Origin of the sequence: Gordonia amarae NBRC 15530 (genome assembly GCF_000241345.1) — a bacterium.
GTDB lineage: Bacteria > Actinomycetota > Actinomycetes > Mycobacteriales > Mycobacteriaceae > Gordonia > Gordonia amarae.
The window spans coordinates 195294-208519 of the sequence record NZ_BAED01000020.1 but is presented as its reverse complement, the minus strand read 5'-3'; the positions used below and the strand labels follow the sequence as shown (position 1 = coordinate 208519).

The following is a 13226-nucleotide window of genomic DNA, read 5'->3' as shown; positions in this document are numbered from 1 at the left end:
GCGAGGTCGCTGTGAGAGCGGACCCCGGTCGGAGCGAACCGCGGACGCGGTACCGGACCATTGGTCGATCAGTTTCGGCGATCAGTTCCGGCCGGCCCGTTTGGGGCCGGTCAGTTCATCGAGCGGGGGTCGACGGCCATGGCGGCCAGATTCTCCGACACCCGTTCCGGACGACCGTTGTTCTGCTTGGCGGCGGCCGTCAGCACATCGAGATGGTTGTAACCGGGGAGTGTGATCAGCCGGCCGTGGCCGCGCGGGTTGTCGATCCCGATACCGCCGCCGGCCTGGAAGGTGACCATCGGTGCCCGCAGCGCCGCGTTGGGGTACAGGCGGTGCGCGAAGGCTTCCGGGCTGGCGCGGTTCATGAGGCTGGTGAACAGCGAGGTCGGGAAGTACCACTCGGTGAAGTCGAGCGGCGGCTCACTCATGTTGCGCGCCAGCTCACTGATCGAGGAGACCTCCTGCCACGGATGGGTGCGGGTGTCGTTCGGCTTGATCTGGTCGTAGTCGGCCCAGCGGTACAGCGTCTTGCCGTCGATCCGGCTCGGCGCGACCTTCTTGTTGTCGCCCCACGCCGCCGCCGACATCGGCATCATCTTGGCGAGGTTGTCGGGCAGCGGGAACGACTTCGCCACCACCGGGGCACCCGGCGCGACCATGCCGACGCTCGACTGCAGGATGCCGAACGGCATCGAGTTGTCATCCATGATCGCACCGAGCACCGCCTGGTTGGTGGCGCGGATGTTCCGGATGTTCGGCTGCCCGGTGATCGCCGTGCCGTAGTCCTTGGACAGCAGGATCCGCAACGTCGAATCGATATTGAAATTGTGCGGCAGCGCGTCGATAAGCGCGTTGACCCCATGCGGGTCGGTATCGGCGGCCAGCGCGGCCAGCGCCAGCAGGTTCAGGGTTTCTGGGTTGATCAACGTCGGCAGCGCCAGCACGGGCAGCACCGAGTCGGTCAGGCCGTACAGCAGGTCGGCGACCTGGCCGAGCTCCTTGGGAATGGCCGGCATCTGCACCATGGCCTTGATGCCCGGCGGCAGGTTGAGCGAGTTGGACATCGCGGTGAGGTCGGAGGTGATGCCGGTGTCGAGGGCGAAATAGCCCGCGCACTGGTTGTACCCGGCGTCGCCGGTGGTCGCCCGGTTGCCGTCGAAGTCCCATTCGGCGAAGTATCCGGTGATGAATCCACCCAGGGAATGCCCGCCGCACAGCATCTTCCGCTTACGCGTCTGCTGATCGGGGACGTCGGCCTTCATGATGGCGTACTGGTCCTCGAGCGTCTGTTTGACGCCGATGTTCTTGAGCCACCCGTACTTGCCGATGTTGTCGAGGTTGTTGGTGAAACCGGCAAACCTCTTGCCGTTCACCGGCTTTCCCTTGAAGTAGTAGTTCGCGGCGACGTCGAACGACTTCTTGTCGGTGGCGGCGGTGAGCCCGGTGTGGTCCTCCAGGCAGTTCGACCGGCGGTCGAGCGCCCAGAACTCGATGCGCTTGCCCTGCTTCGCGGCCTTCACGATGGTGTTCTTGGCGACCGACTCGAACGCTCCGGCGCCTTCGAGGACGCCGGGCTGAGCCACCAGGATCCGGTCCGCGTCAGAGGATTTCGCAGGACCGTCGGCCGACCGGAACCGCAGATACGACACCCAGTCACACTGCGCCGGGTGCGGCCCGAACGACTTCGCCAGCGGGACCTTGTGCCGGACCACCGACGAGACCACCGAGGTGATCGGCGACGACGACTGATACTCGCTCTCGACGCGCTCCAGGCTCGACGGTGCCGCCGCAGCCGGTGCGGCCTGTCCCACCAAGGTGATCGCCGGGACGGTGAGCACAGTCCCCGTCACCGCAGCCAACAGCCTGCTCCGCATCCGCATCCAACAACCTCCCCGTGTTGTCGGCAGCACCCCCCGGTGTTGCCCCAGCCACTCCCCCGCGGCCCTGGTGACGCACGTTACTCGAAAGTAAGTTCAATTGTCCAGACTCCCGCCCCGAACTGCGCAGACCCCACCACTGCGACGAGTGTTCGTTCCCGGGCCAAGCCTTGAACGAGCCTCCCGCGAACCTTCGGGTTCGCCCGCGTTCCAGGCCCTGGGGTCACCGCGGTCCAATCGGCGGCCATCAACAGCGGTGCCGGCGTCCTCGACCAAGTCAAGATGTATATGAAAGAAGAGCCCGTGCGCGGTGCGATTCTCGCACGGATCCTGAGCTTCGTGCCCGCATCCGGTGACATCATCTTGATCGGTCACAGCCTCGGCAGCGTTATCGCCATCGACCTCCTCGACCATCTGCCCGAGAAGGTTCACGTCCGCCGCTTCATCACGCTTGGAAGCCCCGCCGGCTCAGAGGCACTCCACGACGGCAGCGATCGCATCCTCAAACACTTCCCGTACGCGCGCGTCGATGACTGGTCCAACTTCCTGGACTGCTGGGATCTGGTCACCGCCGGGCGCGGCCTCACCCGGATCTTCCCCGGCGCGCAGGACTTCGGCATCTCCGGCGCCATGAAGCACTCCGCGCACTACTACATGAGTTGCCCCGCAATCCCCATGCTCGTCGCGGACATCATGTACCCCAGCAAGGAAGTCGTCGCGAGTGGCTCCGGAATCGTGCTACGGCTCGATGACGGTGCCGCCTCCGCACTCCTCACCCTCAAGTACGGCCACCACGTGGCCAACGAGGTCGACGACACCAAGGTTCGGGAGCGCTACGAGGACGCCCTGGCAATCCTGCAGGACAACTTCGTCCAGGAATTGCTTGTGCAGTCCGAAGGCCGACAGCTTCCACCCGAATTCGCTCAACTGAGCAAAGGGCGTGTCCCCACACTGCCCCATCGGTGGGACCTTCCCGAAGCCGTCAGTCAAGCTGTCGTCCTCGCCTTCACGAACGTCCTCGACCCCTACGAGGTCGATGTCGATGAAGCTCGCTTTCAGGCCATTGTGGGGCTCTTCTTGGACCTCGGGTTCTCGAGGAAGACCGGGCAGAAGGTCGCCGACTCGGCGAAAAGAGCTCGCGCAGTTGGTCAGCGGCCGACAGGGTCTGAACGCCAAGACCAAAATTTTCGCTGCAGCGGCGGGGATAGCTCTCCTCGCAGCGGGCCCCGTCGGCATTGCCATGGGCGGAGCGGCCGGGGCGGCGGGTGCTGCGGCGGTCACAAGCGGCCTTGCCGCGTTCGGGCCCGGCGGAATGTTCGGCGGACTCGCAATGCTCGGGGGACTCTCATCGACCGGCGCCATGGTCGCCACCTTCGCGGCAACCAGCAGAGGCGGCAACCAGCCGCTACTGGTCAATCCCACGAGCGTGGTGATCCAGGTCGCAATCGAGTACGCGCTCAAAACAATTGATGAGCCTCACGACGAGGAGCTCTGGTACCGGTTGACCGCTGCCGAGACACAGATTGGCGCCGAGATCAACCGCCTGGCACCACTCAGCGACGACGACTCGCCAAGCGTGAAGCGACTCGGCGCAGCACTCGCGACCATCGAGAAATTGATGGCCTTCATGGAGGAAAAGGGCCTGAGCCCTCAACGGCTGCGGTCAGGGCCACAAGAACTGGCGGCAGCGACCCGCAGCGATGCGTGGCAGGTCAAGAAGACGCCTAGTATCCGTCTCCCACAAGTGGATTGACTGCCATCCGACTCCGCGGATGCGCCGCTAGAACGGTGGTGGGCCGTAGTCGGTGAAGTCGACGCTGGGGTGCGCGGGCCGGTAGCCGGGGCCGACGGCCCGGTCGGCGCGGTTGAGTTCGCGTTCGTGACGGCGGCGGGCGTGTTTGGCGGCGGTGCGGGTGCGCTCGCGCATCGGCTGGTCGATGAGCTCACGAAGGCTGCCCGTGGCGGGCACGGCGAAGCGGACACGTTTGAGCCCCGGAAACAGCGCGGTGTTGTCCTCGGGTGGCCCGGCTATCCGGACCCCTTCGGGGGTATACCAGACTCTGATGGTGTGACCGTCTGGGCCGAGGAACTGATCGTCGACCCAATGGGAGAACGACTTGAGCAGGTGGTGGAACCGGCATTTGCCGTTGAGGCCCAACGGTTCTGTGCGCCCGCCTCGTTCGGGATGCTGGTGGTCGTACTCGGTGACGTGATCCAGATCCACCGACCAGGCCGGAGCTTCACATCCTAAGACGGTGCAGTAGCCGTCGCGGATCCGCACGAATGTGTCGAGTGCCCGCGAGGGTCGGTACGGGTCGGACGGCAGATGCGACGGCAGCGGCCCACCAGCCGGGACAGCGTCGAAGTCCGGCGATCCGGCAGCATCGACCGCGCCGCCTGTCCTGGCTGTCTGGTCTGCCCTGTCGGCACTATCGGCGCTATCGGCACTGATGACATCGTCGCCACTGACGGGAGCGTCAGCGCACTCGGATGGTGGGCCGGCGTAGACGGTCTCATCAGCTCCCACCGGCCCCGGCGTGAACCGGCGAGAATCGTTGCCTACGTCGCCACCGGCCGCCGGGCCGCGCTGCGCCGCCTCCCGTGTGGTCCGTTGCGCCCTGCGACCTTGCGCGGATTCGGTTCCCGAACCGCCGGATTTCGTCGCCCCTGGAACCAGAGGCCTTATCCACGTGTGGTCTTGGCCGGCGATATCGCGGACGTGGTCGGCGCCGGTGACGCCGTATCCATCCATGAACGCGGGATTGTCGGCACTGCCATCCAAGGTGGACTCATCGCAGACGACGTGAATGACGATGCGGGCCTGCGAATCCGGCAGACTCCGCGCCTCGGGAATGACTGCGGGGCACTCGGCCAGGCCGCATTCGCAGGCAAAGCGCTGCCCTGTCAGCAGAGCAAACATGGCATCACTGCGGCGTGCGGCCACCCGCCGCGGATCGGCCTTACAAGCGCAAGCGGCAAGGCTTTTCACCGATTCGAACGCGATCCGCGCGTTCTCTGCCGACATCGTTCCGCCGAGAGCGGCCATGCCGTGTTCTCGGTCGGTGTCGAGCCACACCCCGCGATCCTCGTGCGCCTGTTGGCGACGGCGCCGAACACTGTCGGGATCGCGGCGGAACACGATGCGGTCGCACATATCCCGCAACCGGCTTCGGCTCCATCCGCCTTTTCTCCGCCGCAACGTGGCGGCGATCTCGGCGTCGACGGCCTCCGCGTCTTCCGCATCCTCGATCAGTTCGGTACGCGAAACCACCGTGGCGACATGAAGTTTGGTGATCACTCCGTCCCGCAGGCACAACGCCACTTGCGGAAGCCGGTCACGCAAGGCCACCGCCTCATCCACCAGCCGCTCGCCCATCGTCTGAGTCAAGGCGCCGAACATGGCGATGCGGGCACCGAGCTCGGCGTGCGCATCCAGAAGCCGGTAGTCGGCGGGTTGCGAGGCGACAAGTTCGGTATGCAACGCCGCGATCGCCTCGTACTGCGCCCAGGCGGTAAAGGATTCGACAGCCCGCACCGAGCCGACCGCCGTCATCAACTGCGCCACACGCTCCGGGTCCGGTTCTCCTACAGCGGCCTCACCGATGCCGCTTTCAACCGCTTCGAGAAACTCGGACATACTGCGGCTCAGGTCATTCCATCGACCTCGCCCATGCGGGTCGACCACTACTGAATCCGCTTGCGGTTCAGTCATTGTCACCCCCGATTCGATCGATCACGCGCTTGCCACGAGATGCGCCGGACATCCCGAGCGCAATAGCTGATGTACCTCAACCTACTAGAACACATGATCGAGAATCCAGGGTTTGGGCCCGACTTGTTCGACACTTCGTTCCCGCGCAGCGAGTTACTCGCGACACGCCGGTAGATCACATCGTGAGCACCGATTCGACGGCATCGGCAACGAGCGCGCGCACGTCGAGACCGCCGACCAGGTCGAAGACGCGGTTGCCATGGAGGACGGCGGTGCCGTGGATCGATGTCCACAGGCGCATCGTGGCGGTGGTGACGTCGTCGGCCGATCCGCCCGGGCACGCTTCGGCGACCGACCTGCCCAGGTCTTCGAGCAGCGGGAGCGACGTCGCGCGCAGGTTCGCTCCCGCACCGTCGAGCAGGTCGTGCCGGAACATCAGCTCGAACATTCCGCGCCTGCGCTCGGCGAAGCCCACATAGGCGAGGGCCGCCGCGATCAGTCTGCCCCGGACGGGGACCGACTGGTCAGCCAAAGGTTCCTTCACCTCGACGGCGAGATCGTGGAGTCCGGTCGCGGCGATGGCGGCGAGCAGGGAACGATGCGTCGGAAAGTAGCGCCGCGGGGCGCCGTGGGAGACGCCCGCCCGGCGGGCGATCGAACGCAGGGCGAGCGCGTCGGGCCCGTCATCGGCAAGCAACTCGATACCTGCGCGGATCAGACGGTCGCGGGTTCCCGAGGGCATGTCACTCACGCAGACATTGTCTACTATCGATCCCGTAGACATTGTCTACGCGACTCATAGGGAGGCGACCGTGTGGTATCCGCTGTTCAAATACGTGCTGATCGGCCCGGCCCTGCGACTGCTGACCCGGCCCCGCGTCGTCGGACGCGAACACCTGCCCGACGACGGGCCATACATCGTTGCGGCCAATCACCTGGCGATGATCGACTCGCTGATCCTGTGCCTCGTGCTGCCGCGGCGCCTGACATTCGTCGCCAAACGCGAATACTTCGAGGGAACCGGGCTTCGGAGCGCCGTGCAGCGCTGGTTCTTCTCCGCGTCGGGCCAGATCCCGATCGACAGGGGCGGCGCGGGCGCGGCGCAATCATCCCTCGACACCGCATGCCGGATTCTCGACGCCGGCGGCGTCTGGGCCATCCATCCCGAGGGCACCCGTTCCCGCGACGGCGTCGCCCACCGGGCGCGAACCGGCGTTATGCGCGTCGCCGAACGAACCGGCGTTCCGGTGATACCGGTAGGAATCCGGGGCACCGCCGCGGTGAACCCGCCCGGCAAACGCCTGCTCCGACCAGGCCGCGTCGACATCGTCATCGGCCGGCCAGTCACCACCGACGCCGGAATCCGCGAGGCCACCGACCTGCTGATGCAGCGCATAGTGATCCTCGCCGGCCAGGAGTACGTCGACGAGTACGCGTGAACTTCCCCGACCGGGATCCCGCCTGGCCGTGCGGGAGCACCCGGGACCAAAGTCGCCTTCCTTGGCCCGGCCATTGTTCGTGACGGCGCCGAGTGGAATTATTCGGAATATTGAATACCAATTTACGGAGGACGGCCGTGCAGCAGCTCGACACCGGTGACACCGCGGTGCTCAGTTCACTTGAACTCTATGGCGAACACGTCGGCGAACCCACGGCGGCGATCTACCAGCGCTTCTTCGCCAAGTACCCGGAGGCCGAGGAAATGTTCGCCCACGACCGGCCCACCGAGGAACGAATGATGTCGTCGGTGCTCATGATGATCTCCGACCTCGCCGACCACACCACCTCCGCCCAACACTCCATCTTCTGGATCACCGACCATCTGGCATGGGATGTCAGCAGGGACATGATGTTTGACATGTTCGAAATGATCCGCGACACCATCCGCGACGGACTGGGCGGCGAGTGGACTGCCGACATGGACGCCGGGTGGCACGACCTTCTCGACCACCTGAAGCCGGCCATGGACCAACAGATCGCCGAACTCGAGGGCTACAGGTCGGGTCCGCAAGCGGTGTCGTAACAGCGTGGTTGACTTCGGCACATCCACACATCCACACATTCCCGCGTCGCAGATTTCGTCCCGCGAATTGGATGTCGCGATATCGGATTCGCGGGACGAAGTGTGAGGCGCGGGAGGCGTCAGGCCCGGGTGTAGAGGGTGGCGGGGCGACCTCGGTCGCCTTCGGAGAGGACCGGTTCGCCGTTGTGGAGCACCGGTTCCAGGAACGGTTTCATGCGGCGGTTGAAGTTGTCCTTGTGCATCGGAGTGCCGACGACGGCCTCGTGGACCTTACGGAGCTGATGCAGGGTGAACGGCTGGGGCAAGAAGCCGTCGGGATCGGGGAGGGTGTCGGCGTAGCGGTGCCGGAATTCGTAGCGTTCGCGTAGGCCCGCGACCGCGGCGGCGACGATCTCGTCGTGGTCGAACAGCAGCGGCCCCTCCCCCGCGAGCCGGCCGTCGGCGTCGACGGGTACCAGGTCACGGCGTGCGGAGCCGAGGTCGGTTTCCCACATCGACACCGAGTGGGCGGCCGAGATCGCCCAGGTGCGGTCGTCGCGGTTCGGGTCATCGAACAGTTTCAGCAGGCGAGGCTGCGTCTTCCGGCCGCGTGTCACCCCGAGCTTACGGACGAACACGTCGTCGACGGTCTCGGCGACGGTGGCGCGTTCGCGCATGAAGCCACCGGGCAGAGCTCGGCCGTCGGGGTTGGTGCGGCCCTGGATCAAGACGCAGAGCTCGGGCGCCGGGGTGGCGGCGCCACGGAGCACCAGGATCGCGAGATCGACCGTAACACCAGGTCGTGGATAGTTTTCGAGGTCGCTGTCAGGCATGGCCTTTACATTAGCGCACTTCACATGCTAACTTTTCTTTAGCGAGCTTGGAGAGCTAAAGAATCCAGGCGTGACAGAAGGGAGTTCGGCATGAAGCTGAATTCAGCGCAGACCGACCGCGCATGCGGTGCGGTCCTGGGATCGGCCATCGGCGACGCACTGGGTGCGGGCTACGAGTTCAGGCCGGCACTGGGCGATGCGACGCAGCCGCAGATGATCGGCGGCGGGCTGGGCAATTTCGCCCCCGGCGAATGGACCGACGACACCACGATGGCGTGGTGCATTCTCGACGTCGCCGCGACGGGTCAGGATCTGCGGTCCGAGGCCGCGCTGACCGCAATCGGGCGGAACTTCCGCACCTGGCAGGAGTCGGGTCCGGCGGACATCGGCATCCAGACCAGCCGCGTCCTCGGTGGCATCGGCCCCGACCCGACCGCCGAGGCGCTGACCGCTGCATCGCGGCGCCTGCACGAGCACACCGGGCGCACCGCCGGCAACGGATCGCTGATGCGGACCGCGCCCGTCGCGCTGCCATACCTCGATGACCCCGACGCCGTCGTGGAGGCCGCCCGCGGCATCAGCGCGCTGACGCACTTCGACCCGCGGGCACAGGAGGCGTGCGTGCTGTGGTCGCTGGCCATCCGCCGCGCGATCGTCGACGACGTGCTGGATCTGCGCGACGGCCTGCGCTACCTCGACGACGAGGCGGTGGCGTACTGGACCGAGCGGATCGACGAAGCCGAGGCCTCCGACCCCAAGCGGTTCAACCCGAACGGCTGGGTGGTCAGCGCGCTGCAGGCGGCCTGGTCGGCGATCGTTCACGCCGACGGCTTCGCCGAGACGCTGAACACCGCGATCCGCATCGGCGACGACACCGACACCGTCGCCGCGATCGCCGGCGCGCTGATCGGCGCCAAATGGGGCGCTTCGGCGATCCCCGCTAAGTGGCGCCGTATCCTGCACGGGTACCCCGGCAAGACCGGTGAGGATCTGGTGCACGCCGCCCAGACCACCGTCGACGGTGGTCCGAAAGCCGGTGTGTGGCCGAATAAGTCGCGGATGAAGGATGCGGGCACCATGGGCGCCCTCGCACGTCACCCATACGACGACGGTGTGTGGCTGGGCGACCTCGACGCGCTCGACAACCTGCCCGACGGCGTCACCGCGGTGATCAGCCTGTGCCGGGTGGGCACCGAGCAGGTGCCGGCGGGTGTCGAGCACATCACCTTCCGGCTGCTCGACAGTGCCGCAGCTTCCGCGAATCCGAATCTCGACTTCATCCTCCAGGATGCCGCGGAAACCGTTGCAGCACTGCGGGATGAAGGTCAGATTGTGCTGGTTCACTGCGTCGCCGCACATCGCCGGACCCCGACTGTCGGCATCGCATACGCGCTGGAACGGGGCTTCGGCCTGGCCGAGGCCACCTCCGCGGTGCGTGGCGTACTGCCTCGGGTGAACCCCAACTCGGCATTCGACGAGGCACTCGGTCGGATCGCCGCACAGCGGTAACCGCGGCGTTGGTACGAAAGTGGCTTGACCACAGAATAAATCGGAGTCCTGGTGCCATATACGAGCACCAGGACTCCGATTAGACGGATAGCTTGCGTAGGGCGCGCTCGGCGGCGTGGAAGCCGCACATCCCGTGCCCGCCCGGGCCGGGCGGGGTGGCCGCCGAGCACAGGTACAGGCCGGGGACGCCGAGGTCGTAGGGGTGCACCGTCAGCCGGGGACCGAACATCAGCTGTATCGCGTCCTTGGACCCGGTGTTGATATCCCCGCCGATGTAGTTGCTGTTGTAGCCGGGCATGTCGGTGGTGGAGCACACCTCGTACCCGACGATGCGCTCGCGGAAGCCGGGAGCGAAGCGTTCGATCTGGCCGATGATCGCCTCGGTGGCGTCGCCCCGATAGCCGTTGGGGACGTGCGCGTACGACCACACCGGATGGATGTCCCCGACGCTGCGGCCGGGGTCGGCCAGATACTGCTGCCCGACCAGCACGAACGGACGATGCGGCATCCTGCCATCCTGGATGGCCCGTTCAGTCGCCGCGACCTCGGCGAAGTCGCCGCCCAGATGCACGGTCCCGGAGCGACGGGCATCCGGGTTGGTCCACGGGATACCCTCGCGCACAGCGAAATCCACCTTGAAGGCGCCGGGTCCGTGGCGGAATCGGCGCAGTTGCCGCGACACCCTGTCCGGCAGCCGGTCACCGCAGATCGTGGCCACCGCACCCGGATCGAGGTCGAACATCGTCACGTCCGCCGGCGGCAGGTCGGCGATCGACGAGACGCGGACACCGGTCTCGATCTTCCCGCCGAGTTCGAGCAGTGCCTTTTCCATCGCGTCGGCGATGCGCCCCGATCCGCCCTCGGCCACCTGCCACCCGAACCGGTGGCCGGCGGACATGATGCCGAGCCCGATCGCCGACGTGAGCGGCTGGTTCAGCGGCCGGAAGGTGTGGGCGGCGACTCCGCCCCACAGAGCACGGGCCTGCGGGGTGCGGAAGAACCGGGCCAACACCGAGGCCGGCAGCAGGGTCGGCATCCCGAACCTGCCCAGTTCCAGCGGATGCCGCGGCACCTTGATCAGCGAATCCATCACCATCGGGCCGAGGACGTCGAACTTGCGGACCGGGCGGCCGAACAGCGCCCGCCACACACCGCCGTCGGCGCCCATCCCGGCGGCGGTGGCGTCGACACCGCGATGGAGCACCCCGGCGCTGCCGTCGTCAAGTGGGTGTGCGCAGTCGAGTTCGGCTGAGAGCCAACGTAATCCGAGCTTCTCGGTGTCGAGGGTGGCCAGGAAGGGGGATCCGACCGCCATCGGGTGGATGGCGGCGCAATGGTCGTGGACCAGTCCGGGCACGATCGCCTCGAAGGACCGCAGACCACCGCCGACGGTGTCGGCCGCCTCGAGCACAGTGACGTCCAGGCCACCGCGGGCCAGGGTGATCGCGGCGGCGAGCCCGTTGGGCCCACCGCCGACGACGACGGCGTTACTCACCAGAACCCCGGCCTCACGAGACCCCGAGCGGGAACCGCTGCGGATCGGATGTCCAGGTGATGTTCAGCGGGATCGGCCCGTCGGGCAGCCACGGCTGTGTTGTCACGCAATCACGCACGCTCCACCTGCCTTTCGCGAGCACACCCACCGCCGGGTCGATGATCTTGAAGTCCTGCTCGAACCGGGTGATCGGCTGCGACTCGGCCCACACGATCATCACATCGCCCGGGTCGAACTGTACCTGTTCCTGAACCGCCGCGATCATGTTCTCGTCATGCAGATGTCCGTCGCCGAAGTTGAATCCGATACAGATACCCGCCATGACCTCGCCCTCGCGGAGCCTGCGCTGATCGATGTCCGGGACAAAACGCAGCATCGTCGAGTACACGCCGCGCCCCTGACTGTGCATCGCCCGCCAGGCCAACCCGAAGTCGCTCATCACCTCTGCCCACTCCCGTGGAATACCGATACCTTCCAGCTGGTCGATGATGGGGGCGATGGGCCGCTTGGTCAGCCGGTTGATCTTTTCCTCGGCACCGGGTTTGAACGCCCACAATCCGACCGCCCAGTTGCCGGCGTACTGACGCAGCGAGGGCAGGAACGACACCTTGTCCGGGCGGAAGTTGCCGAGGATCGGGAAGAATGCCATCAGCGCGAAGATCACCAGGACCAGCCACGGCGGATTCATGTCCACCACCGAATACCCGTCCCCGGCGGGGAATCCCGCGAACAGGATGATCGAGATGTAGATGAAGAGCAGGTTCCATTCCAGCGGCACGGCCAGCGGGAAGGTGGAGATGATGAACAGGTGGTAGCAGACCATGAACACCACACCGACGATCGTGAGCGTGCGGTTCACCGAGAACAGCAGGATGATCGGCACCACGATCTCACCGATCGCACCCAGCACATCGGACATGAAACGGGCCAGCCCCGAAGGCAGCAGATCGTCCGGATTGTTGCGATAGTTGGCCCGCTTCAACGACTTCCACGGCAGCATCGGGCTGTTGGACACCATCACCGGGATGACGTTGATGAAGTGCAGCCCCACCTTGGACAGACCCGCACCCACCCACACCACGACGATGAGCAGTTTCCCGCCGACGATCATCGTCGCGAACGAGGCGTACGGCAGGAGCGCGAAGATCAGCAACGCGGGCACGTACTGTTCGGCGCGTGAGGCCAGGAACACCACCTTGTCCCGTAGGCCGATCAGGCAGATCAGCACGAGCGGCGCGATCAGCAGCTTGGGGTCGATAAGGTCATAGGGTGCCGAATCCTCTACTTCCCCACCAGGCATCACCAGTGCCACCACCAGCGAGATGAGGAAGAGGAAGTACACACCGACGTCGAGCGGGGTGCGCGTGGTGCCGGCGGTGCCGGGCACCCAGGTCCAGGGCCGCAACCGGATGGTGCCGGTCCGTGCCCAGAACCGGAAACCCCCGGTCCACGGTTTGAACTTGTTGGTCAGCGGCCCCCACGCACCGGCCAGATTCAGCGTCTCCAGGAACATCGTCCAGATGACCAGCTTCTGGTACATGATCGGCTGATCCCACCAGGAACCCACCTCCCAGAACCGCAGACCGGAGGTGAGGGTGGCGATGACGATGCCCGGAAGAGCGTAGAACAGCACCAGCTTTGCCGGGTAGATGATGAACATGATCTTCGCGGTCCCGAAGCCGTGGTCGACCCACCGGTGGGTCGATATCGCCAGCCGCTCCTTCAGCGGCAGCGCCATGTACTGCTCGGGATCTACTTCGGGAAGATCAGGTGTGGTGAATCCCATGACATTTCGTCC

At 65.9% G+C, this 13226-nt stretch carries 11 protein-coding genes; 5 read left to right on the top strand and 6 right to left on the bottom strand.

Translation table 11 applies throughout. The features are described 5' to 3' along the window. Positions 1-110: 110 nt before the first annotated feature. Positions 111-1880, bottom strand: a complete 1770-nt coding sequence (locus GOAMR_RS05960) for a hypothetical protein (protein WP_005184126.1) — start codon at positions 1878-1880, stop codon at positions 111-113. 285 nt (positions 1881-2165) lie between these two features. Between GOAMR_RS05960 and GOAMR_RS25070 the strand changes: the two genes are divergently transcribed. Beyond that, entirely contained in the window at positions 2166-3347 is a 1182-nt protein-coding gene (locus GOAMR_RS25070; protein ID WP_170319118.1) for an alpha/beta hydrolase family protein, read from the top strand. After that, positions 3304-3630, top strand: a complete 327-nt coding sequence (locus GOAMR_RS05950) for a hypothetical protein (RefSeq protein WP_170319117.1) — start codon at positions 3304-3306, stop codon at positions 3628-3630. Before GOAMR_RS25070 ends, GOAMR_RS05950 begins: the two co-directional genes overlap by 44 nt. 27 nt (positions 3631-3657) lie before the next feature. Here GOAMR_RS05950 and GOAMR_RS05945 read toward each other — a convergent pair whose 3' ends face one another. Together GOAMR_RS05945 and GOAMR_RS05940 are read right to left on the bottom strand one after the other, a co-directional pair. Beyond that, positions 3658-5514, bottom strand: a complete 1857-nt coding sequence (locus GOAMR_RS05945; RefSeq protein WP_005184120.1) for a DUF222 domain-containing protein — start codon at positions 5512-5514, stop codon at positions 3658-3660. Positions 5515-5764: 250 nt separating this feature from the next. Further along, the gene (locus GOAMR_RS05940; protein ID WP_244427295.1) at positions 5765-6331 is read right to left on the bottom strand and encodes a TetR/AcrR family transcriptional regulator; all 567 of its coding nucleotides are present in this window, start codon (positions 6329-6331) and stop codon (positions 5765-5767) included. A 70-nt stretch (positions 6332-6401) separates the two neighbouring features. Here GOAMR_RS05940 and GOAMR_RS05935 point away from each other — a divergent pair, with 70 nt between their 5' ends. Together GOAMR_RS05935 and GOAMR_RS05930 are read left to right on the top strand one after the other, a co-directional pair. Continuing rightward, positions 6402-7028, top strand: a complete 627-nt coding sequence (locus GOAMR_RS05935) for a lysophospholipid acyltransferase family protein (protein ID WP_005184113.1) — start codon at positions 6402-6404, stop codon at positions 7026-7028. A 137-nt stretch (positions 7029-7165) separates the two neighbouring features. After that, positions 7166-7612, top strand: a complete 447-nt coding sequence (locus GOAMR_RS05930; RefSeq protein WP_005184110.1) for a globin — start codon at positions 7166-7168, stop codon at positions 7610-7612. 119 nt (positions 7613-7731) lie between these two features. Here the strand turns inward: GOAMR_RS05930 and GOAMR_RS05925 are convergent, their stop codons facing one another. After that, positions 7732-8424 carry an NrtR DNA-binding winged helix domain-containing protein gene (locus GOAMR_RS05925; RefSeq protein WP_005184104.1) on the bottom strand — a complete coding sequence of 231 codons (693 nt, stop codon included), beginning with the start codon at positions 8422-8424 and terminating at the stop codon, positions 7732-7734. A gap of 90 nt (positions 8425-8514) precedes the next feature. Between GOAMR_RS05925 and GOAMR_RS05920 the strand changes: the two genes are divergently transcribed. After that, positions 8515-9933: an ADP-ribosylglycohydrolase family protein gene (locus GOAMR_RS05920; protein WP_005184101.1), complete on the top strand. Its 1419-nt coding sequence runs from the start codon at positions 8515-8517 to the stop codon at positions 9931-9933. 79 nt (positions 9934-10012) lie between these two features. On the opposite strand, the gene GOAMR_RS05915 is transcribed toward GOAMR_RS05920, so the two are convergent. Together GOAMR_RS05915 and GOAMR_RS05910 are read right to left on the bottom strand one after the other, a co-directional pair. Further along, positions 10013-11428, bottom strand: coding sequence for a phytoene desaturase family protein (locus GOAMR_RS05915; RefSeq protein ID WP_005184098.1), 1416 nt, complete (start codon positions 11426-11428; stop codon positions 10013-10015). Positions 11429-11441: 13 nt separating this feature from the next. Then, entirely contained in the window at positions 11442-13214 is a 1773-nt protein-coding gene (locus tag GOAMR_RS05910; protein WP_005184095.1) for a DUF3556 domain-containing protein, read from the bottom strand. Between the last annotated feature and the right edge of the window lie 12 nt (positions 13215-13226).

What these genes read in the sequence shown, in the direction of transcription:
- GOAMR_RS25070 (WP_170319118.1), top strand. Translation starts at nt 2,166, where the DNA reads ATGAAAGAAGAGCCCGTGCGCGGTGCGATTCTCGCACGGATCCTGAGC.
- GOAMR_RS05960 (WP_005184126.1), bottom strand. Translation starts at nt 1,880, where the DNA reads ATGCGGATGCGGAGCAGGCTGTTGGCTGCGGTGACGGGGACTGTGCTC.
- GOAMR_RS05945 (WP_005184120.1), bottom strand. Translation starts at nt 5,514, where the DNA reads ATGTCCGAGTTTCTCGAAGCGGTTGAAAGCGGCATCGGTGAGGCCGCT.
- GOAMR_RS05920 (WP_005184101.1), top strand. Translation starts at nt 8,515, where the DNA reads ATGAAGCTGAATTCAGCGCAGACCGACCGCGCATGCGGTGCGGTCCTG.
- GOAMR_RS05940 (WP_244427295.1), bottom strand. Translation starts at nt 6,331, where the DNA reads ATGCCCTCGGGAACCCGCGACCGTCTGATCCGCGCAGGTATCGAGTTG.
- GOAMR_RS05910 (WP_005184095.1), bottom strand. Translation starts at nt 13,214, where the DNA reads ATGGGATTCACCACACCTGATCTTCCCGAAGTAGATCCCGAGCAGTAC.
- GOAMR_RS05925 (WP_005184104.1), bottom strand. Translation starts at nt 8,424, where the DNA reads ATGCCTGACAGCGACCTCGAAAACTATCCACGACCTGGTGTTACGGTC.